General features: G+C 42.6%; 11 protein-coding genes. 7 read left to right on the plus strand and 4 right to left on the minus strand.

Features of this window, described 5'->3' with window-relative positions; genetic code table 11:
• Nucleotides 1-314 precede the first annotated feature (314 nt).
• The 3 genes from F8S12_RS37860 to F8S12_RS37870 all read right to left on the minus strand — a co-directional run bounded on the left by F8S12_RS37860 (nt 315) and on the right by F8S12_RS37870 (nt 5,664).
• Complete coding sequence (locus tag F8S12_RS37860; protein WP_196521470.1) at nt 315-2,900, minus strand: chloride channel protein; 2,586 nt, start codon at nt 2,898-2,900, stop codon at nt 315-317.
• A 241-nt stretch (nt 2,901-3,141) separates the two neighbouring features.
• Nucleotides 3,142-4,455 carry a TldD/PmbA family protein gene (locus F8S12_RS37865; RefSeq protein ID WP_196521471.1) on the minus strand — a complete coding sequence of 438 codons (1,314 nt, stop codon included), beginning with the start codon at nt 4,453-4,455 and terminating at the stop codon, nt 3,142-3,144.
• Nucleotides 4,456-4,803: 348 nt separating this feature from the next.
• On the minus strand, nt 4,804-5,664 hold the full coding sequence (locus tag F8S12_RS37870) for a Tab2/Atab2 family RNA-binding protein (RefSeq protein ID WP_196521472.1): 861 nt from the start codon (nt 5,662-5,664) through the stop codon (nt 4,804-4,806).
• A gap of 326 nt (nt 5,665-5,990) precedes the next feature.
• Here F8S12_RS37870 and F8S12_RS37875 point away from each other — a divergent pair, with 326 nt between their 5' ends.
• From F8S12_RS37875 to F8S12_RS37900, 6 genes are all read left to right on the plus strand, one after another.
• A complete protein-coding gene (locus F8S12_RS37875; RefSeq protein WP_196521473.1) occupies nt 5,991-6,323 on the plus strand; it encodes a DUF433 domain-containing protein in 333 nt (110 codons plus the stop codon).
• A complete protein-coding gene (locus F8S12_RS37880) occupies nt 6,320-6,679 on the plus strand; it encodes a DUF5615 family PIN-like protein (RefSeq protein ID WP_196521474.1) in 360 nt (119 codons plus the stop codon). The genes F8S12_RS37875 and F8S12_RS37880 overlap by 4 nt, the downstream gene beginning before the upstream one ends.
• A gap of 74 nt (nt 6,680-6,753) precedes the next feature.
• Entirely contained in the window at nt 6,754-10,926 is a 4,173-nt protein-coding gene (locus F8S12_RS37885) for a non-ribosomal peptide synthetase (RefSeq protein WP_196521475.1), read from the plus strand.
• Between the two features lie 136 nt (nt 10,927-11,062).
• Nucleotides 11,063-14,338 (plus strand): non-ribosomal peptide synthetase, encoded by a 3,276-nt coding sequence (locus F8S12_RS37890; RefSeq protein ID WP_196521476.1) that lies wholly within the window; start codon nt 11,063-11,065, stop codon nt 14,336-14,338.
• A gap of 583 nt (nt 14,339-14,921) precedes the next feature.
• The gene (locus tag F8S12_RS37895; RefSeq protein ID WP_196521477.1) at nt 14,922-15,077 is read left to right on the plus strand and encodes a hypothetical protein; all 156 of its coding nucleotides are present in this window, start codon (nt 14,922-14,924) and stop codon (nt 15,075-15,077) included.
• A 78-nt stretch (nt 15,078-15,155) separates the two neighbouring features.
• Nucleotides 15,156-16,688 carry a glycosyltransferase gene (locus F8S12_RS37900; RefSeq protein WP_196521478.1) on the plus strand — a complete coding sequence of 511 codons (1,533 nt, stop codon included), beginning with the start codon at nt 15,156-15,158 and terminating at the stop codon, nt 16,686-16,688.
• 281 nt (nt 16,689-16,969) lie between these two features.
• On the opposite strand, the gene F8S12_RS37905 is transcribed toward F8S12_RS37900, so the two are convergent.
• Entirely contained in the window at nt 16,970-18,070 is a 1,101-nt protein-coding gene (locus tag F8S12_RS37905) for an alpha/beta fold hydrolase (RefSeq protein WP_230968560.1), read from the minus strand.
• Nucleotides 18,071-18,486: 416 nt separating this feature from the next.
• Between F8S12_RS37905 and F8S12_RS37910 the strand changes: the two genes are divergently transcribed.
• Complete coding sequence (locus F8S12_RS37910; RefSeq protein ID WP_230968561.1) at nt 18,487-23,187, plus strand: non-ribosomal peptide synthetase; 4,701 nt, start codon at nt 18,487-18,489, stop codon at nt 23,185-23,187.
• Nucleotides 23,188-23,364: the final 177 nt, after the last annotated feature.

Genomic DNA, 23,364 nt, shown 5'->3' on the forward strand with positions numbered 1-23,364 from the left:
GTGCTACGCATCTCAAAATAAATATTTTTGCTTTTGGGCATAAATAAATTTATTGGCTCTGAAACCATGAGTGCAGGGGAAATGAGCGTATCTTTCCCCCCGTCTCCACTTCGATAAGCTCAGTGCAACGCCTGCAAGAACTGCTCCCCTGCCTCTTGGTCAGAATTTAGGATGAATTGAGAATTTTGGCGTTGCATAGCTGCGGGATGATTTTTCTCACGCAGAGGCGCAGAGACGCAGATAGGATAAGGAGTAAGGAGTTTTAGATTTCAATACATAACATTTAATCCCTTAATTCAGCAACGCCAGAATTTTTAATTATTAATGGCACCCCTGACCAAAATCACTGTACTTTCTACACCAGATGCGATCGCTTCTGGAATATTACCTTGAATCGCGTGCTGTAACAATCCCTCGCGCGAAGCTCCCAAAACTACAACATCGTAACCTTCGGTTTTCACTAGGTTAATCACACCTTCTGCAACTGAATCAGCTTGGACTGGGAGAGCAATTACAGTACTGGACAATTTGCGACGCCGCATCAACTGACGGATGGCTTGTTCTGAAATTGTCATGTCTGGCTTTAATTCAGATGGATTAAATACCTGTGTTAGGCGAATTTGTGGATTATTTCCTAATGTTATTAAAGCTGGGAGTAATTTAATTGCCAGGGGGGAATTGGGGCCACCAGCCATTGGGACTAGCCAACGGTTAAAGGAGTGCACAGTAGTGCCTAATTTTACTAGCACGACTTCGCAGGGGGCTTGGCGAATTACGGTATCTACAACGTTGCCAAAAATCCGACCAGGGGTAGATGTGCTACCTTTCCATCCCATCAAAATTAAGTCAATGTGTTGTTCGTTGATTGTCTCCAAAATTGCCTGCGCGACATCGTGAGTAACTCGAATCTGCGTATGCAAGGAAATTCGCCACTTTTTTGCTAAGACTTCTGCCTGTCGTAGCAAGCGGCGACTTTTTGCTGTGCTTACTTCTGTTTCCGATGGGGAACTGTGGCGTGACACCAGCATTACTTGCACACACTCTATTTCATAGTGGCGATCGCGGGCAATAGCTGCTGCCATTTGTAATAAAATACCTGCTGTTTCTGGATTGGCCACCGGCACTAATAATTTACCATTGCCAATACTAGGCGATCGCGTTTGGTAAACTACATAAGAAGGTTCTGGTCGCAGCTTAAGAGTTCCATTGTCACAATTGAGATGATCTGCTTCCGCCCGAATAATATCTGCACGAGTAATAATTCCGATCAGTTTCCGTCCGTCTACCACTGGTAAGCGACTGACTTGATAACGATCAAGTAAATACAGGACATTACTTAGGGTGTGGATCGGTGTTACTGTCATCGGGACAGGTGTCATAATTTCTTTTAAGAAAATATCATTGGCTAAATTGCGATCGCGTATTTTTAGCAAATCTGATTGCGTTACAATCCCTACTAACCTGTTATCTTCTACCACGGGGAAACCGCGATGATGGGAACGGGCAAAGGCTTGCATTGCTTCTTCCAAGCTGATCTCTGCATCCAGCGTTTCTACCCGTTCTTGCATGACATCTTTTGCGGTTAACTTTGCTAATCCCTCCTCAATAGGAACTTCTTTGCCAAGAATGATGCCGTTTAACTCCAGAAGCTTCTCATAAAGCGAACCAGGCACTACCTTATCCGCAACCAGGTAAGCCGCTACAGAAACAATCATTAAAGGTAGCACCAGATTGAAATCTGTAGTCATCTCGAACACAATCACAATTGCTGTGATTGGCACTTTGGAAACGGCGCTAAAAAATCCCCCCATACCCGCTAGCGCGTAAGTAGTAGGAGAACCCACTCCCGTGATGTATAACTCGCACACACCGATGATGTGTCCTAAACAAGAACCCAAAATCAGACTGGGAGCGAATAATCCTCCCGGCGCTCCTGAGCCAAATGCAACCAATGTTAAGATAAACTGGGCTGCAAAGGCGATCGCTGCTACGGAAATATGGGCTTCTCCAGTAATTACATACTCCCGTAATCCCGTATTATCACGAAAGGATGCGGGGAGCATTGCTACTACAACACCAGAGATAAATCCAGCCAAAGCTACCCGCAGAGGTAAGCTAATATGTAATTTCCGATAAAACTTAATACTAAATATCAACCCGCGATTAAATAATGCACCTAGCAACCCTGCCAAGATTCCCAATAGTAAGAAAAAGGGAATTTCTGGGATAGAAAATTGGCTAGAGGATTGTGTCAATTCCAGGTTAAGATCCAAACTGCCGCCACCTAAAAGCCGGGATATCACCCCACCAATAAAGGAGGCGATAATCGCAGTTCCCAGAGTCAATCCTGATAAATCCTGGAGTAACTCCTCCACGATAAATAATACACCTGCGATCGGGGCATTGAAAGCAGCTGCCAAACCCGCACCCGCACCGGCTGCAATCATTTGCCGCCGATGATCTGGAGAAGTGGGAACCAAGCGACTCATCCCTGCTGCTAAACCTGCCCCCACGTGGACGGTAGGGCCTTGTCGTCCTAGAGTCATGCCTGAACCGATGACGACGATCGCACTGAGTAACTTCACACCTGCCACGCGCCAAGATAATGTTATCGGCACATTGGCAAGAGAGGCTTTTACTTGGGGAATACCGCTACCAGAAGCCTCTGGTGCCAACCTTTGCACCAAGCATCCAGCTACAAACCCCAAGCTAAGACCAATTGCTGGTAGTGCCAGCCATGCAGGCAAAAGATCGGCACTATGAACTCGCCATGTCCCCAGCCATCCCGATCCCACCTTCAAAACCACCGCAGATAAAGCAGCAACCAGACCGATGATACAAGCTTCGGCGATCGCTAAACCTTTTCTAGGCTGCCACCAGGTACGAAAGCGCTGATTCATACCAATTTTAGATTTTAGATTTTAGATTTTGGACTTTCCTGCGGAACGCTACGCGAACGATTTTGGATTGCTGTTGCCGGAATCTCGGAGGATGTTTTAAAAGTCATTGGCAAATATAATTCGCTACTACACAAGCACTTTCTTCAATTACGAATTACGTTAGCGTAGCGGTAGCGAGTCTTCTCCCAAGGGGATACGCCAAGGGCGAACGAGCGTCGGAATGAGCGTCATTACGAATTATTTAATTATTTCTCCCGGTGGTAGATAGTCCTTCTACTATCAAAGACGGAGTATAACAAGAACCATTCCAATCAGCATCTCCGCCCAGTGTAACCAATTGTTTGAGGGCTGTGTAAACATTACCTGCAACCATCGTATCCTTAACGCGCCCAATTACGTGACCATTTTGGACGCGGTAGCCTAAATCAACGTTGATCGAAAAATCTCCAGAAATACTACCGCCACCACCCAGCATTTGATCTACAATCAAGCCATCATCCAGTTGTTGAATTAAGTCTAGTAGCGATGCCGAACCTGGCTGGATCAGAAAATTAAATAAACCCGGGGTGGGATAGCTGCCCAAACCAGGGCGAAAACCATTTCCGGTGGTATTAGTACCTAGTTGGCGGCCGGTAGTGCGATCGCTATAGAAATGCTGTAAAATCCCATTTTGGATAAATACTAAAGATTGAGTAGGAGTGCCTTCATCATCAAAGGCGCAACTGTAAGGGCCGGCTTCGGGATCTTGATAGAGGGTAATGCTGGATGCCATGACTGAGGAACCCAGGCGTTCTGTCCAAGGGGAAGCTACTTCTAAGACTTGCTTGCCATTCAAAGCTGCTTGCACAGTACTCCAAAGCATATCGGCAGCTTTAGAAGTGAACAAAATTGGAACGCGCCCAGTAGGAGATGAGACATTTTCTTTTGCCCAAATCAACCTCTGTAAAATTTGGTTAGCTAATTTCTCCGGGTGGAGTTGGCCTCGTTTGGTTTGACCATCGGAAACACTCAAAAAATCATCGCCGCGCACCCATTCTGCTGATATGTAGCAGCTGAGAGTAGTGTCGGTGTAGTAACAATCTAACCCTTTGGTGTTGACTAGTCTGGTAGTTTCAACATCACATTCCCAGTCACTAGTGCAGACAACATCTGGATAGACATCGCGGATCAGCGCGATCGCTTCTTTGCCCCACTCTACCAAAACCTCTATCGGCACACTTTCCCCCAAGTCTGGGTAGGATGGCCGAAAGTTAGAGCCTAATTCTACTATTTCTGGCTGATTAAGTTGACTCAGGGCTAGAGCTTTTTCCACCATCACTTGGGCTGGGACAGAACCGTAAGCTACCGTGAGTCCTGGTTGCCCGTTTCGCCAAAGCCGTAGTGCTGTGCCTTCAGATTGGCTGGTTTCTAGCTGCTTGAGTCGGTTTGCCTCAAAAAACACTGGACGAGAAAGCGATCGCGACTCATACACCTCAGCCGCTTCTGCTCCAGATTTTATAGCTAGTTCCAGCAGTTGTTCTGCTAGTGTATCTTGTGATAAATTTTCAGAACCCATGACCCTTAGTGAATTGTGGATTTTGAACCGCATATCAACGCTGTCTCTTGAAAGCCTGATCGCTAGCGTTCAGACTTGCCGATGATGGACGCAGATAACTATCCAAAAATTATCAGCATGTCTTTGCAGTTGCGATTTGAAACCGCAGATCAACGCTGATGGACGCAGTTAATTATCCCAAATCATTGTCATGTCTCAACGGATCTAGTCATTAGTCATTGGTCATTGGTCATTAGTCATTGGTCAGTTTCCCATGCCCAATGCCCAATGCCCCATGCTCAATGCCCAATGCCCAATGCCCAATGCCCCATGCCCCATGCTCAATGCCCAATGCCCCATGCCCCATCTTCAGAGATCAACCTCTTGCAACAGCCAAAAACCAGCAAAAGATTGTGCTTGGGGATCAGACTGTACACCGATAAAATGCACTCCGTTGGCTTTTTGCTTGGCTTCTTCAAAACCTTTGGCTTCTGCTAAGATTTGAGGTTTTTTGATATTTGCCACAATCCAGCTTTCAGTAACACCAGTTTCTAAAATCAATCTCGCCTCTTCTTTAGCGTCAAATCTTAAGAAAGCCAACTCCAAACCAGACATCCAGCCTGCCAAAGGCAACGCTCTCGGTGAGAAAATCAAAACACCAGGAATCCGGGCTTCGGGTGAAACTTGCACCAACTCTAAGGGGAAAGCTTCACCAAAGCCAATTTCCCACTCTGACATTTGAGCCAAATCCGCAGCATCTAAGGTAACAAATACCCACTGCTGTCCTTCCAAAGCATCTGGTAAACGTTGCGGCAAAGGTTTCTCCAAGCGAACTGAGGGATTAGTCACCCCTTGATACCCTGGTTCTTGAGAATACACTTCCTCCATCCGCTTTTCTAACCATTGGTTAAGAACCAAAGTGCGGCGGCTAGGCTGGGCGGGAATGCCCAAGTCTTGGCAAGCTTTAGTAATCATGTTGTTCATTTGGCGACGGAAAAAGCGGATTTTAATTGGTGCTTTTCCAGCTTCGTTAATAGCCTCCTGCAATGCTGTCCGCAACCAGCCCGAATTTACTTGGTTACTGGGGCAATATTGAGCATAGCGAAACAAAGAATCTGCTTTCGTGCTGATATCTAAGGGACTTTCGCAGACTAAGACTTCCCAAATTTTTTTCTGATTATCGTCCAAAATCGGACGAGAGTAAAAATCGATTTCCCAAATACTGCCCATGTTTTACGGTAAAAATCTGGCTGTTATGTTTTCCTGATATTTTGATCATACGGGTGTTAGGGCAGCAGGGGAATAAGGATGTGAGAGAGTGGGAAGTGCAGGATGAATCCAGTTCTGAGGTGGATGAAAGGAGTTCTAACTTTTCCCCATTGCTCTTATCCCTCATTGTTTGAGTAGAACATAGAAAGTTTTGGAGTAATAGGTTTAGCGATCGCTGGGGAATTCATGAGGCGATCGCTGTCCCTGACGCTTGAAGAATTGGAAAAAATGCAGCAATAGTCAAGAGCAATTAGGATAATGCTAAAAGACCCCACAGAGGTAGATGAATGCAACTAGAAGATTATTTCGAGTTTTTAGACCCAGATGACATCCGTATTAAAGGCCATCGCATTGGTATTGATAATGTAATTCAATATTACCTGCAAGGATATTCAGCAGAGCAAATTCTAGAAGAATTACCTTCCTTGAATTTGGAGAAAATTTACGCGACCCTTGCCTACTACCTGCATAATCGTGTTGAAATAGATGCTTATATATTGCGGCTAGCAAAATGGCGAGAACAGCGCTATCAAGAATCATCAGCAAATCCTTCACCTTTGATGCAACGTTTAAGAACATTAAAGGCACAACGTGAGCAGGAGTTGCTAAACTCTCAATGAAGGTACGTTTTCTCCTTGATGAAAATTTGTCACCCAAGCTAAAGATAGCTGTTTTACACTTTAATCCAGCAATAGATATTCTGCGCGTAGGCGATGCCGAAGCACCGCCATTAGGTACGCTTGACCCAGATATCCTGCGCTACCTGGAATTATCGCAACGAATATTGGTTACAGACAACCGCAAAAGTATGCCAGAACATCTAGAAGAACACTGGAGGGATGGAGGACATATTTGGGGACTACTTTGGTTGCGTTCCAGTGGGAACCTTAGTATTTGGACACAAACAATTTATTTGATTTGGGAAGCAACTGAGGCAGAAGAGTGGATTGATAGATTGGATTGGATTCCACTTTAAAAATTTGGCGTTGCTGACAAGATGGGCTGAGAAAAAATTTCTGCAAATTCCACTACAACTATTTGTCATTCCTTATGAGCCAGTATATTCTCAGTAGTCTCACAGATGATGAAGAACTTAATTTTTCTGAAGAAGCAGAGGTTTTCGTTTTTCCCACTTCTTTCGCCCAGCAGCGATTGTGGTTTCTCGATCAGTTAGCACCGGGCAATCCATTTTACAACGTTTCAACAGCACTTCGCCTGAAAGGTTCCCTCAACTTTACCGCCTTAAAGCAGACATTCAACGAAATTGTTCGTCGCCACGAAACCTTACGCACTAGGTTTGTTATGGTAGAGCAGCAACTAATGCAGGCGATCGCTGCGGAAAGCTGCGCTAACTCACCCAGCTTAATCATACCTCTTCCCCTAATAGATATACGCAATTTCGAGAGCCAAGAACGTGAGACACAAGTGCTGCAAATTGCAACCGCAGAAGCTCAACGTCCTTTCAATCTCACCACCGGGCCATTACTGCGAGTAAAGCTACTGCAACTAGACGAATCAGAATATGTGCTGTTGCTAAATTTACATCACATAGTTGCCGATGGCTGGTCAATTGGAGTGCTAGTTAGAGAACTGGGAGTATTATACAAAGCCTTTGTAGAGGATAAGCAATATCTGATTTCTACGCTCCTGCCAGAACTACCTATTCAATATGCAGATTTCGCCCAATGGCAACGGGAGTGGCTGCAAGGAGTGGGGGCAAACGGCTATTCGCCCTTACAAACCCAGTTAGCTTATTGGCAAAAGCAATTAGACGGAATTTCGGTGCTGAATCTCCCCAGCGATCGACTCAGATCAGCAGTTCCTACCTACAGGGGTGCAAAACAATTTCTAGAGTTATCACACTCCTTAACTCAAGCGCTAGAAGCACTTAGCTACCAAGAAGGCGTTACCTTGTTCATGACAACGCTGGCAGCGTTTCAGACTTTGCTCTATCGCTACACGCAGCAAGAGGATATTACAATAGGTTCACCGATCGCTAATCGCAACCGTAGCGAACTCGAAGGATTAATTGGTTTTTTTGTCAATAGTTTGGTGTTACGTACAGATATATCTGGAAACCCGACGTTTCGAGAATTATTAAATCGAGTGCGAGAGGTAACTTTAGGAGCATACAGTCATCAGGACTTGCCCTTTGAAAAGCTGGTGGAGGAACTTCACCCAGAGCGAGATTTAAGCTATCATCCTTTTTTTCAGGTTGTATTTAGCCTGCAAAACACTCCCATCGAAACGCTAGAGTTACCTGGATTAACGCTTTCGCTATTAGAGTTCGACAGCAAAACTGCAAAGCTTGATTTAGAGTTCCATCTATGGCAGGATTTGGAAAGTTTGAAAGGACAAATGGTGTATAGCACCGATTTATTTGATGACTCTACAATTACCCGGATGCTGGGACATTTTCAAAGGCTGCTAGAAAGCATTGTTGCCAATCCAGAACAGCGTCTTTCAGATTTGTCTTTGCTGACTGAAGAAGAACGACAAGAATTATTAATTGATTGGAATGACACTAAAATAGACTATCCAGAGAACAAGTGTTTTCATCAGTTATTTGAAGCACAAGTTGAAGAAACTCCCGATGCGATCGCGCTAGTATTTGGCGATGAAAAACTCAGCTACAAAGAGTTAAATAGACACAGCAACCAACTTGCACATTATCTTAAAAAAATAGGTATAAAAACCGAATCTTTAGTTGGCGTTTGTGTAGAGCGATCGTCGTTCGCGCAGCGTCTCGAAGAGAAGACTTTGCCGGAGGCATCGCTAGAGATGATCATCGCAATATTAGGCATTTTCAAAGCAGGTGGAGCATACCTACCTTTAGATCCGAGCCTACCTCAAGAGCGTCTTAGCTTCATGCTAGAAGATGCCAAAATATCAGTCTTGCTCACTCATTTCTCTTTAGCCCCCCTTTTTAAGGGGGGTTGGGGGGATCTCTTGTCTGTAGTTTGCATAGATGAAGATTGGGCAACTATTACACAATACAGCCAAGAAAACCCAACCAATCGCGTAACATCTGACAACCTAGCTTATGTTATCTACACCTCTGGCTCAACAGGAAAGCCTAAAGGCGTTTTGCTCCAACATCGAGGATTGTCAAACTTAGCAAAAGCTCAGATTGAGGTTTTCAACTTGCAACCGAATAACCGCATTCTGCAATTCGCATCATTAAGTTTTGATGCCTCAATTTTTGAGATTGTTATGGCATTGCAAACAGGAGCAACTCTTTATTTAGCAAATAAAGAATCGCTTCTACCCGGACAACCTTTGCTGCAATTATTGCGCGAAAACGCTATTACTCATGTTACCCTTCCGCCAGCAGTGTTAGCAGTCCTACCTATAGAATCACTACCCGCACTGCAAACTATTATTTGTGCAGGCGAATCCTGCACCGATGATATTGTAAAACGTTGGTGGAACTCTCAGCGTCGGTTTTTTAATGCTTACGGGCCTACTGAAGCAACGGTTTGGTCAACCATTGCAGAGATTAAATCTTTGAGTGAAAAACCACCCATTGGTCGCTCTATCGCTAACACTCAAATTTATATATTAGATAAGTATTTACAACCTTTACCAATTGGAGTTGCTGGCGAATTATACATTGGTGGTGAAGGATTGGCACGAGGTTATCTCAACCGTCCAGAATTAACTACTGAAAAGTTTATTCCAAATCCTTTTAATGATAAAAATGGAGCGCGACTTTACAAGACGGGTGATTTAGCTCAGTATCGGTCAGACGGTAATATTGAATTTTTAGGACGCATCGATAATCAAGTAAAAATTCGAGGATTCCGCATTGAGTTGTCAGAAATTGAAACAGTGCTGAATCAGCATCAAAGTGTGCAAAAAGCAATAGTAATTGCTAAAGAGAACGTATCTGGTGATAAGCACTTGCTGGCTTATATTGTTCCCAATGTAGAAACGCCAAATTTCGCGTCTCTAATGCGTAAATTCTTAAAAGAAAAATTACCAGAATACATGATGCCAAAAGCTTTTGTAGTGCTGGATTCTCTACCGCTAACAGCTAGTGGCAAGGTAGATCGTTTAGCGCTAACAGAACTCGACAGTCCGGCTAGCCGCTCAATAGATAAAGCATTTATCGCTCCTCGGACTCCAACCGAGTTAAGCTTGGCAAAAATTTGGGCTGAAGTCCTTAATGTTGAGCGTGTGGGTATTCATGATAACTTCTTTGACTTGGGCGGAGATTCGCTGTTAACTGTAAGGCTCCTGAAGCAGATACACAAGCAGTTTGAGCGCGAATTGCCGCTATCTATTTTATTTTTAAATCCAACAATTGAAAGTTTAGCAACTTCTCTATCTTCAGAAACAGATTCTCTGCCGTGGTCGCCCTTAGTTCCGATTCAACCTGCTGGTTCAAATCCACCTTTCTTCTGTGTCCATCCAGTTTTTGGTGTTGTCTTTCCTTATTACGAATTAGCTCATCATTTGGGAAAAAATCAACCATTTTATGGGCTACAACCTATTGGACTTGATGGAAAAAGTTCTCCACTAACTTGCATTGAGGATATGGCTACACACTACATTGAAGCATTGCGGAGAGTGCAGCCCAAAGGGCCTTATTTTTTGGGAGGTTGGTCTTTTGGGGGTTGGGTTGCTTTTGAAATGGCTCAACAACTCCAAAGGTCTGGGGAAGAAGTGGCTCTACTCGCTGTGCTTGACACTTTAGCCCCAATTCCGGGGAATGTACCTTCTTTGAGTAGTGGTTTCAAGTTTATGCTAACTACAGTGGCGCGATATATATGGCCATTTTTCCTTGATTATTTTTATCTAATTATTGCGATCGCTAAGAATCGAATTAACATTGGGCGGCTCCAAATAAATCTATTCTCCAACTTCATCCTAAAAGAGGATGCCACAGTCAACGTTATACCTGAAGAATCCAAGTTAAGACTTTTAAGCGAGTTAGCGATTCGTCCTATGCTTCGTGTTTTCTATGCCAATAGCCAAGCAGTTCTTAACTACGTTCCGCAAGCCTACCCTAAAGGAATTAATCTTTTTAGAACAAAGCTTCAGTCAAGCATTGCCAAGGAAGATCCGAGTATGGGTTGGGATCAGCTAGCTGTGGGAGGAACGGAAATTCATCATATTCCTGGCAATCATTTAACTATGCTGAGAAAACCTTATATTCAAGTTCTCGCTGTACAGCTAAGAGGCTGTATTGAGAAAGCACAAGGTTTATGGCGTTGCTGAGTGGAAATATGAATTTATATCACGCAGAGGAGCAGAGGCGCAGAGAGTAAGAGTTGAGAATATTTGATTTTTGATTTTCATATTCAAATTCAGCAACAGCCAATTTAGGAACGCTAAATTTAAAATAAGGAGCAATATGTCTTCTGAAGAAGTCTTTGTGTTTCCAGCATCTTTTGCTCAACAGCGATTATGGTTTCTTGACCAGTTGATCCCTGGCAATGCTATTTACAATGTGCCGACAGTAATTCGCTTAATAGGTTCGCTGAAGTTAACAGCACTAGAACAGACTTTTAATGAAATTGTGCGTCGCCACGAAACCTTACGCACCACTTTTATTGTGTCGGATGGGCAACCCTTACAGGCGATTGCACCTAACTTAACAATACCTCTTTCTGTATTAAACCTCCAGCGATCGCCAGCTGATGAAAGGGAGGTTAAAGCAAAGTGCATTGTTACCGCAGAGATAGAACATCCCTTTGATTTATCCTCCGGGCCATTGCTGCGAATAATACTACTTGTTCTTTCTGAGACAGAACATATTCTATTACTGAATATGCACCACATTATCTGTGATGATTGGTCTATGGGGGTACTGATTCGGGAACTGGGAACGCTGTACGCAGCTTTTGCACAAAACCAGCCTTCGCCTCTATTAGAACTGCCTCTTCAGTACGCCGATTTTGCTCACTGGCAGCGTGAGTGGCTACAAGGTGAAGTACTCCAAACCCAGTTAGCTTACTGGCGGGAGCAATTAAACAGTATTTCTATATTGCATCTCCCTACTGACAAACCAAGACCAGCTATACAAAGCTATCAAGGAGCAACACAATTTCTGGAGTTGCCAAAAAAGCTAATTGATGCACTAGAAAAGCTGTCACAGCAAGAAGGTGTAACCTTATTTATGACGCTGCTGGCAGCATTTAAAACGTTACTTTACCGCTACACACACCAAGAAGATATCGCGCTAGGTTCGCCAATTGCTAACCGTAACCGCAGTGAAATTGAAGGAATAATTGGTTTTTTTGTCAATAGTTTAGTACTACGCAGTAACTTATCTGGGAACCCGACTTTTCGGGAACTACTAGGCAGAGTTCGGGAGGTAACATTAGGAGCATACAGCCACCAAGATTTACCATTTGAAAAGTTAGTTGAAGAACTGCATCCAGAGCGGAACTTAAGCTACCATCCGCTATTTCAAGTGGTGTTTGGTTTCCAGAATGCGCCAATGTCATCGCTAGAACTGCCTGGATTAGTACCTAGCTTTATGAATATTGATTTGAAAAAGACGCGTTTTGATTTGGAACTGCATCTATGGAAGTGTTCTGAGGATTTTAGGAGCTTACTGGGTGGAAACTGGGAGTATTCTGAAGGTCTGCGAGGCATAATGGTTTACAACACAGATTTGTTTGATAAAGTCACCATTAGCCGGATACTGGAACATTTTAAAACTCTGTTGTCAGGCATTATTGCAAATCCAGAACAAGGAATTGCAAATTTACCGTTATTAAGTGAAGTGGAGCGACATCAAGTATTGGTGGAATGTAATAATACCCAAGCAGATTATCCTCAAGATAAATGTATTCATCAATTGTTTGAAGAAAAGGTACAGCAGTATCCTGATTTTATAGCAGTAAACTTTGCTAACGAGCAACTCACTTATCAAGAGTTGAATACTCGCAGCAATAAACTAGCACAACACTTACAAAAAATCGGAGTAGGTTCAGAAGTTTTAGTGGGCATTTGTATTTCACAGTCTATAGAAATGATCATCGGATTGTTGGGGATTCTGAAAGCTGGGGGAGCGTATGTTCCATTAGACTCTAGTTATCCTCAAGAGCGCCTAAATTTTATGCTTGAAGATGCACAAGTTTCAGTATTGCTGACACAAGAAAACTTACTTAAGCATTTTGAAGGTTTCTCAAATCCAATTGTTTCTATAGATAAAGACTGGGAAGTTATTGCTCAAGAACAAGAAGACAATCCTAAAAGTGATTTAAATAGTGATAATTTAGCTTATGTTATTTATACCTCTGGTTCTACAGGAAAACCCAAGGGAGTTGCTGTACCTCACAAAGCTGTAAATCGGTTAGTGTGCAATACTAACTATATAAACTTAGAACCATCCGATAAAATTGCCCAAGCCTCAAACGTTTCTTTTGATGCCGCTACATTCGAGATTTGGGGAGCGCTACTTAACGGCGCTCAACTTGTGGGAATTAGTAAAGATGTAACCCTTTCGCCTCACGAGTTTGCATTAGAACTACAAAAAGAAGGTATCAACGTTCTGTTTTTGACTACCGCCTTATTTCAACAGATTGCTAGAGATGTTCCGCAAGCTTTTGCTAGCTTAAAATATTTACTATTTGGTGGCGAGACTGTTAATACAAGATGGATTAAAAAGATTCTTAGAGATGGTACGCCAAAGCATTTAATCCATGTTTACGGGCCTACAGAAAATACAACCTTTTCCTCTTATTACTGCGTACAAGAGTTACCAGAATCAACTACATCTTTTCCTATTGGTCGTCCCATTACAAATACACAAATCTATATATTAGATACCAATTTACAACCCGTGGCTATTGGCGTTACTGGCGAATTATATATTGGTGGTGAGGGACTGGCGCGAGAATATATCAATCGTACTGAATTAAATGCTAAACATTTTATTTCTCATGCCTTTAGTCATAAACCAAAAACACGTCTTTATAAAACAGGTGATTTAGCTCGCTATTTACCAGATGGCAATATTGAATTTTTAGGTCGCATTGATAATCAAGTAAAGATTCGCGGCTTCCGCATTGAGTTGTCAGAGATTGAAGCGGTGTTGATTCAACATTCAGCAGTCAAAGAAACAGTGGTTATTACTGCTGAGGATGTACCTGATGATAAGTACTTGGTGGCTTATATTGTTCCCAACCTGGAAGAGATGCCGACGCAAAACGTGCAAAGCTTTGCATCCTTACTTCGTCAATTTCTCAAAGAAAAGTTACCAGAATACATGGTGCCAAGAGCCTATATGTTACTGGAATCTTTACCTCTAACACCTAATGGCAAAGTGGATCACCGTGCTTTACCCGCATCTGATACAATTACTTTCAGTAATCAAGATTACGTGGCACCGCGATCGCAAGTCGAAGAGTTACTTACCCAAATTTGGGCTAAAGTCTTGGGAATAGAGCAAGTAGGTGTCCACGACAATTTCTTTGAATTGGGCGGTCATTCTCTACTGGCGACTCAGCTAACTTCCCGCATCCGGGACACTTTTCAAATAGATTTGCCTGTACGCAATTTGTTTGAAACACCAACTGTTGAACAACTTGCTAAGTACATAGACACAACCTGTTGGGCAGCAAAAGGTATAAATAAGACTGAAACTATGGGAATTCAGCGCGAAGAAGTGGAATTTTGAGAAACCCCTAAGTTATCAGGCATGAGGAAAGAGGGTTTGGGTATAGTTTATCTTTCTTCGCATAACTTGGTTTGACTGTGCCAACTTACTTGTAGCCTTTCCTAATCACATAAGGTACATGATAGTCCCCTCTCGAAGAGCCTACGGTGTACACACAAGTCCATTCGTTCAGAACACAAGTCCATTCGTTCAGAACACAAGTCCATTCGTTCAGAACACAAGTTCATTCGTTCAGAACACAAGTACTTTCGTTCAGAACACAAGTACTTTCGTTCAGAACACAAGTTCATTCGTTCAGAACACAAGTTCATTCGTTCAGAACACAAGTACTTTCGTTCAGAACACAAGTTCATTCGTTCAGAACACAAGTTCATTCGTTCAGAACACAAGTCTTTTTTGAGTTTTTGAGGGAATGAAACAGCTTTGCTTTTCAAGAGGGGTTGGGGGTGGAGTTTTTGTACCTAACTCAACCGAGAACCGCTATAGTATCACCAAGTAGATTAAATAATTTTACTTTGTATTTTTTAAAAGCAACGCAACTCGCGGCGTACCACCTTGTTTGTTAAAAGTCGCCATGTTATTTATGCCATCCGGTATATGTGCGATCGCCGCAGTAACGATTAACTTAAGCATTAGGAAAATGCGTGAATTGGCTGGGTTTAAGCTAATTGACTTACTTTTAGATGACATTTATGTACAGCCTTGCTGCCTGCGTTTTTCAGTCTTGGGAGTTATTTGACAAGCTCACTAAGCTGTTATACTGCTGTCTTCAGGCAAAAATCTCTAGTAGAAATTAACCTGTATAAGGAAGTGGGCGATGCATATTGGATTTCTTAACCCTCAAGGCAATTTTGATTCAGCCAATAGTCACATAACGCAACACCCAGATTTTGGGGGTCAGTTGATCTATGTTAAGCAAGTCGCCATAGCGATCGCTCAAATGGGTCATAAAGTTGATATTCTCACCCGTCAAATCATTGATCCGGAGTGGCCAGAGTTTGCCCAAGCCTTTGACACTTATCCAGGCGTCGATAATGTCCGCATTATCCGCTTACCAGCCGGGCCAAAAGAATTTCTTCCTAAAGAGTTGTTATGGCCTCATCTGGTTACTGATTGGGTGCCCAACATCCTAAAATTTTATCAACAGGAAGGTGGCTTACCCGATGCGATGACTGCTCACTACGGCGATGGGGGACTGTGTGGCGCTCTAATTGAAGAGGAGACAGGCATACCTTTCACCTTTACTGCTCATTCTCTTGGCGCTCAAAAGATGGACAAATTTGAAGTTACCCCAGAGAATTTGTCAGAAATAGATGAGCAATTCCATTTTAAATATCGCATCGTAGCCGAACGCCTGAGCATGAATCGCTCGGCTGTTAATATTACCAGCACGCGACAAGAACGCTTTGAACAATACTCTCATACAGCCTACGGTGGTGCAGTAGATGTAGACAATGACAAATGCTTTGCCTTGGTTCCACCGGGAGCAGACTCTTCCATCTTCGGTGTCCAGGTACGATCGCAAAATGAGGAAGCTACCGAAGAATTTGTACAGGAGCAATTGACACGGGACATCGCAGAGTCGCGTCGGGATTTACCTGCTATCCTCGCAGCCAGTCGATTAGCTCCTAAAAAGAACTTATTGGGGCTAGTGGAAGCTTTTGCAATGAGTCAAACCCTTCAAGAACGGGCTAATTTGGTACTGCTTACAGGTGGCTTGGACAATCCGTTGCATGAGCCAGCTGACAATGAATTTATTGAAGATACGGTTTTAGCCCCCATCCGCGAGGTAGTAAAAGAAAAGGACTTGTGGGGCAAAATCAGTGCCTTTGGCTTGCCGGATCAGGAACAAGAAACATTAGCTGCAACCTATCGGTTTATGGCTAAACGCCGCTCGGTATTTGCACTGACTGCACTCTACGAACCCTTTGGACTTGCTCCCTTAGAAGCGGCAGTTGCAGGTTTACCAGTGGTAGCAACCCAGAACGGTGGCCCTAGCGAGAGCTTGCGACAAGGAAATCAGGAATATGCTGTACTCGTTGATCCAGAAGACCCTGCTGATATTGTCCGGGGCTTAGAGCGGGTGCTATGCGATGCTGATGAGTGGGAGTATTTTGCCAAAGCTGGTCAGCAACGGGTGCTGAAGATGTACACTTGGGAATCTACTGCTGAAAATTACTTGACTTTGCTTGAGCAAATTCTATCTTCATCGGAAACCCGCGATCGCGCTGAACTCCTTCCCATTCATCCCTACTTTTGTAATCCAGAATTGCAGACCGATGTTTCTTTGGAAGAATTAAGCAATGTCTACTTTGGAACTCATGAAAAGGTACTAACGAATGCGGATTAACTAAAGTGCAAAACTGGGGTTAAACCAGAAGCTCTTACAGACTGCGCGAAACACCGAAACGTCAAGGCGGAAGCTCTTACAGGGAAGACGGAAGCTCCTACAAACTGCGCGAAACACCGAAACGTCTTGACGGAAGCTCTTACAGGGAAAGCGGAAGCTCCTACAGGGAAGGCGGAAGCTCTTACAGGGAAGGCGGAAGCTTCTACAGACTGCACAAAATCTAAAAACGTCAACCCTAGAGCAATATTTTTTGATGAATGTTAAATGTGGGATTCAGGTAGCTATGAGCAGCCAGCGCAAAACGTGCTGACTGCTTCGGCAAACTGCTGGTTTCGTTCCATCAATGCCATGTGTCCACCTGGTTTTAGAGTGACTCGTTGAGAGTAAGGCAATTCTGCTTTCATGCGATCGCTTGCAACAGGTTTAGTTGCTATATCTGAATTGCCGCAAACAACCAACACAGGTACGTTAATTTTTGCAAGTGTTTCTGTTTCGTCGAACTTTAACATTCCCAGTGTGCCACGAGCCAAAACCCCAGGTGAACCCAATGCTGATAATAATCCTGCAAAACTTAGTTGACCGCGTGTTTCAGTACCGGTAAATCCAGATAGTTCGACGGTGATGTACAGTGAACCATTCAAATACGAAAGCCAAGTCATCAACCAAAAAATCGGCCACAGCACGGTAGTCAGGTACAACACAGGTTCGAGTAGCGGTTTCTGCAATTTACGTACCAGACTGCTAAAGATACAAGTTTTGACCGGATTGGTGTAGGTGGTATCGACAAGAATCAAGCCAGCCACCCGACTCCCTAATTGCTTTGGAAACAGGCGGCAGAATGTGAGGTTAATCATTCCACCCATGCTATGTCCTACCAGAATAACAGGTTTATTTCCGGCTATGGCAACAACAGCTTCCAAGTCACGGGCATATTTTTCTACAGAGTGATCATTGTTTTCCGGTTTGGTGGATTTTCCTAACCCTGGTAGATCCCAAACAATTACTCGGAAGCGATCGCTCAGTTGTCGTTTGGCATAATACCATACAGTACTGTTCGGCCCCCAACCGTGTGAAAAGATAATCGGTTGACCATCTTCAGGGCCAAAAAACTCTACTTGCAAAACGCTCCCATCTGGACGTGGCAAACGCTGCACGGTTTCGCTACGCATAAACTTAGGTTCATCGGCTCCAGGACGGCGCAGCAATGGCAAACTGATAAAATGACCACCGAAAGACCACAGAACCATTACTAACCCAGCCACCAAGTAAAATGTTCCTATAAGTTCTCCTTCGTACCACTTATAGAGAATGTAGCCTCCCCCGCCAATTACCCCAATGGATAGCAGTTGAACCAGCCATGTAAACAGAAAATTATGAGGCATGAATATCATGAGCCTAAACCTTGCGATACCTTGTTAACTGCCTTGTCTTTTAGCTTCATACCATAGTTAGAATCATCCAAGTTTCATTCTCAGGAATGATTTATACAGTCATATAAGTGTGATAAAAATGCTGGGTTAGGTAATAAGCAGTGCAGCTTAACAGAAATAACTATCCAGTTACAAAACCTTAAAAAGCTTATTAAACAATTTGAAATCCTTACATTGAGTGCTTCTGCCTTATATTAAGTAACAATACGCCGTGTACAACTTTCTCTCAAACCTAACCCCCAACCCCTTCCCTACAAGGGAAGGGGAGCAAATATCAAAGCCTCTCTCCGCTTCGGGGAGAGGTTTGGAGAGGGGTTCTAAAAATAAGTTGCACATCGCGTTAACAACAGTTGCGAAGAGGTATAATTTTGAATACGGTTGAGTTTTTATCTTATCTTCGCAGCTTAGATATTCAAGTTTTTCTTGATGGTGAAAAGTTTCGCTGTAATGCACCCGAAGGAACTCTTACAGCAGAACTGCGTGCAGAAATTCAAGAGCGTAAAGCAGAAATTATTGAATTTTTAGAAGCAACTAATCGTACTAATAACCACAGCTTTAGACCTCTCGTACCTATTTCGCGGTCAGGAAATCTTTCTCTCTCCTTTGCTCAACAACGGCTGTGGTTTCTTGACCAATTAATTCCTAATAATCCTTTCTATAACATTCCACTAGCATTACATTTAACAGGCTCACTTAATAAAGCCGCGCTAGAGCAAACTTTTAACGAAATTGTGCGACGGCATGAAGCTTTACGCACCACTGTTGTCATGCAAGAAGGGCAACCAGTGCAGGTAATTAATCCAACGCTAACTATTACTTTACCAGTAATAGATTTACGGCAACTGCCACAAGTCGAACGAGAAATACAAGCACGACAACTGACTACCCAAGAAGCTCAACGTCCTTTCAATTTATCAACTGATTCGTTGCTGCGAGTAAAACTGCTGCACTTGGATGAGACACAACACATCATCCTGCTAACTATGCACCACATTGTCTGTGATGGTTGGTCTATTGGGGTGCTGATTCAAGAGATAGCAGCACTCTACACAGCCTTTGCCAGCAATCAGCCTTCTCCTCTACCGAAACTTACAATCCAATATGCAGACTTTGCATACTGGCAACGGCAATGGTTGCAAGGCGAAGTATTAGAAAAGCAACTGAGTTACTGGCAGAAGCAATTAGACGGCATTTCTATGCTAAATCTGCCAACCGACAGACCAAGACTAGCTGTTCAAACTTACCAGGGTGCAAGGCAACCTTTGCAATTATCAAAAAGTTTGAGCGAAGCACTTTTAGCTCTCGGACAACAAGAAGGGGTAACTTTATTTATAATCCTACTAGCAGCATTCCAAGTTTTACTTTACCGCTACACACAACAAGAAGATATTGTTATTGGTTCACCTATTGCCAATCGCAACCGGAGCGAAATTGAGGGATTAATTGGTTTCTTTGTCAATAGCTTAGTATTGCGTACCCAACTAAGTGGAAACCCAACTTTTCGGGAATTATTGAGTCGAGTTAAAGAGGTAGCTTTCGGGGCTTATGCTCATCAAGATTTGCCTTTTGAAAAGCTGGTAGAAGAACTGCATCCAGAGCGGAATTTGAATCAAAATCCGCTCTTTCAAGTTGTTTTTGCGCTCCAAAATGCGCCTATGTCAGCGTTAGAGTTACCTAATTTAACTTTAAGTCCGCTACCATTTGATACGGAAACAACACGCTTTGATTTGGAGTTGCATTTGTGGGAGCCAAAGGTTCAAAATGGGTTATGGGCAGATAGCTCAGAAGGAATTAGTGGTTTTGTAATTTACAGCACTGATTTATTTGATGATGCTACGATCGCTAGAATGCTAGGACACTTCCAAATATTACTAGAAGGTATAGTTACCAATCCAGAACAGCGAATTGCACAATTACCGCTTTTAAGCGAATCTGAGTTACATAATTTATTAGTTGAATGGAACAATACTCAGTTAGATTATCCTCAAGATAAGTGTATCCATCAGTTATTTGAGAGCATTGCAGAGTATAATCCTGATGCGATCGCCTTAGTATTTGGCGATAAACAAATCAGCTACAAAGAGTTAAATATCCGCAGCAATAAACTTGCACATCATCTAAAAAAATTAGGAGTTACAACCGAGGTTTTAGTAGGACTTTGTGTAGAACGATCTTTTGATATGGTAATCGGGATGTTGGGTATTCTGAAAGCAGGTGGAGCTTATGTACCTTTAGATCCAAGCTATCCATCTGAACGTTTAAACTTTATGCTTGAAGATGCTCAAGTCTCAGTTTTATTAACTCACAAGCGATGGCTTGAACGTCTGATAAACTATAGTTCACAGATAATCTGTTTAGATAAAGATTGGGAAATTATTAATCAAGAAGTTGAAGATAATCTTACCAGCCAAGTTACAGTAGATAACCTTGCTTATGTTATTTATACCTCCGGCTCAACTGGAAAACCTAAAGGGGTTAAAATTGAACATAGAGGATTGTTAAATCTAGTTTTTTGGCATCAAAAAGCCTTTGCAATTTCACCCCTTGACAGAGCAACGCAGATTTGCGGAGTTGGCTTTGACGCTTGCGGTTGGGAAATTTGGCCTTATCTTAGTGCTGGGGCAAGCATTTATTTTGTAGATGATGGAACCAGACAAATACCTGAGCATCTACGAGATTGGTTAATATCAAAAGCGATAACAATTACCTTGTTACCAACTCCTTTAGCAGAGAAAATTCTGTTATTAGATTTTCCTCAAGACGCAGCTTTACGAATATTACTTACAGGTGGCGACAGACTAAATCAATATCCTTTAGCTGATCATCCTTTCCATTTAGTTAACAATTATGGTCCAACTGAGAATACAGTTGTGACAACTTCGGGTCATATTTCTGTTAAGAATAAAGAGAGTTTAGCACCTGTAATTGGTGGTGCGATCGCTAACACCCAAGTTTACATTCTAGATAAACATTTACAACCAGTACCTATTGGCGTTCCGGGAGAGTTGTACATAAGTGGTGATGGATTGGCGCGGGGTTATTTAAACCGTCCTGACTTAACTGCTGAATGCTTCATTGAACATTCTTTTACTAATCAGCTAAAAACACGACTTTATAAAACGGGTGATTTAGTTCGCTATCGAGTAGATGGCAACATTGAATTTTTGAGTCGCCTCGACGAGCAGGTAAAAATTCGCGGCTACCGCATTGAGTTAGGAGAAATTGAAGCCGTACTTAGTCAACATCCAGTAGTGCAGCAAACTGTAGTAATAATTCATGAGGATAATAATGAAAAGCGCCTAGTAGCTTATGTAGTACCAAAAACCGAATACAGGAACGAGCAGGATAATATACAATTGCAGAATGAGCAAGTTTTGCAATGGCAGATGCTCTATAACGAAACTTATAATCAACCTGTTGATTCCGAGCCAAAATTGAATATTGCCGGCTGGAATAGTAGTTACACAAATCAGCCTATTCCAACAGAACAAATGCGTGAGTGGGTGAATAACCAAGTCGAGCAGATTTTGACTTTGCAACCCAAACGAGTATTAGAAATTGGTTGTGGAACAGGTTTGATTCTGTTTAGGATTGCACCTCACTGCACTAAATATTGGGGAACAGACTTTTCCCAAGTTTCACTTAACTACATTCAGCAGCATTTACAAAAGCAAGAAATGCCGCAGGTAACGCTGTATCAGCAAATGGCTACTGACTTCGAGAAAGTAGAAACAGCAGCTTTTGATGTAGTAATTCTGAACTCGGTTGTACAATATTTTCCTACTATTGATTATCTGATTAGTGTATTAGAAGGTGCTGTAAAGGCAACTGCTCCGGGTGGCTTTATCTTCATAGGAGATGTGCGTAATTTGCCACTCTTGGAAGCTTTCCATGCGTCAGTGCAACTGTATCAAGCTGAACCTTCCCTTACCCGCTTTGAGTTGCAGCAACGGGTACAAATGCAAATGTTTCAAGAGACAGAGTTAGTCATTGACCCGGCTTTTTTTACCGCAATAAAGCAACGCTTTCCGCAGATTAATCATGTACAAATTCAATTGATGCGCGGTAAACATCACAATGAGTTAACTGAGTTTCGTTACAATGTGATTCTTCAGATTAATGGCGAAACTGTTAATAATCCTGGAAATTATTCAATGCTGAATTGGTCTGAAGATAATCTAACAGTCTCAGCAGTGCGTCAGTTATTAATTGAGAATCAACCAGAAATCTTAAGCATTATTAATATAGCTAATGCGCGCGTGATATCAGCAGTTAAAACAGCAGAATGCCTATCAGACGTAGAAGGTTTTAAAACTGTAGGTCAAATACGTAAAGCTTTGCAAGAACTTGAAAATTTCGGAGTAGAACCAGAAGATTTTTATGTGCTGAATGTACCTTATAAGGTTGATATTACCTGGTCACATTCAAGTATTGAAGGACGCTATGATGTGGTATTTGTCCGCCAAGATGCAGTAAATAAAAAAACTATTTTTCCACATAGCACAACTTACTCTCGCCCCTGGCAATTTTATGCCAATAATCCCCTACAAGCCAAAGCAGCGCGTAAATTAGTGCCACAGTTGCAGACTTACATAACACAAAAACTGCCTGAGTACATGATGCCATCAGCTTTTGTAGTATTGGAGTCTTTACCTCTAACAGCTAACGGTAAAGTCAATCGCCGTGCCTTAAAAGCATTCCATGATGTAATCAAGCCCCAATTGCCTGAAAATTACATCGCACCTCGAACTTCTGTTGAACAACTGCTAGTGAAAATCTTTGCTGAGGTTTTGGGACTTAAGCGCGTAGGAATTTATGATAATTTCTTTGAATTAGGCGGTCATTCATTACTGGCAACTCAGCTTGTCTCTAGAGTGCGCGATATTTTATGTGTAGAATTACCTTTGCGTAGCGTATTTGAAGCATCAACAATTGCACAACTATCTAAAGTAGTAGAAAGCCTTAAAGAAAAAAATGCTCAAAGTCAAGCCCCAGTTTTAGTACCACTATCCCGTGAAAGTCGGCGGATTAAGTTATCTTCCTTAACCGAAGAGAGCAAGGGTTGTTAATAAATAGTAGAAAGATAACGACCACGGAGCGATCGCAAACTACAATACAATACATCTCAAGATATGTCATTGCAAGCGATCGCAATGACATATCACTCATTAGACCTCTTGCAAAAGTCCTTCTTTTCGCTTTTTTCTTTGCGCCTTTGCGCCTTTGCGTGAGACAAAAAATTATTT

The organism is Nostoc sp. WHI (genome assembly GCF_015714725.1).
Classification (GTDB): domain Bacteria; phylum Cyanobacteriota; class Cyanobacteriia; order Cyanobacteriales; family Nostocaceae; genus Nostoc.

Coding starts and splice junctions, on each gene's coding strand:
- F8S12_RS37900 (WP_196521478.1), top strand. CDS start 15,156: ATGCATATTGGATTTCTTAACCCTCAAGGCAATTTTGATTCAGCCAAT.
- F8S12_RS37860 (WP_196521470.1), bottom strand. CDS start 2,900: ATGAATCAGCGCTTTCGTACCTGGTGGCAGCCTAGAAAAGGTTTAGCG.
- F8S12_RS37890 (WP_196521476.1), top strand. CDS start 11,063: ATGTCTTCTGAAGAAGTCTTTGTGTTTCCAGCATCTTTTGCTCAACAG.
- F8S12_RS37865 (WP_196521471.1), bottom strand. CDS start 4,455: ATGGGTTCTGAAAATTTATCACAAGATACACTAGCAGAACAACTGCTG.
- F8S12_RS37895 (WP_196521477.1), top strand. CDS start 14,922: ATGCCATCCGGTATATGTGCGATCGCCGCAGTAACGATTAACTTAAGC.
- F8S12_RS37870 (WP_196521472.1), bottom strand. CDS start 5,664: ATGGGCAGTATTTGGGAAATCGATTTTTACTCTCGTCCGATTTTGGAC.
- F8S12_RS37885 (WP_196521475.1), top strand. CDS start 6,754: ATGAGCCAGTATATTCTCAGTAGTCTCACAGATGATGAAGAACTTAAT.
- F8S12_RS37905 (WP_230968560.1), bottom strand. CDS start 18,070: ATGCCTCATAATTTTCTGTTTACATGGCTGGTTCAACTGCTATCCATT.
- F8S12_RS37880 (WP_196521474.1), top strand. CDS start 6,320: ATGAAGGTACGTTTTCTCCTTGATGAAAATTTGTCACCCAAGCTAAAG.
- F8S12_RS37875 (WP_196521473.1), top strand. CDS start 5,991: ATGCAACTAGAAGATTATTTCGAGTTTTTAGACCCAGATGACATCCGT.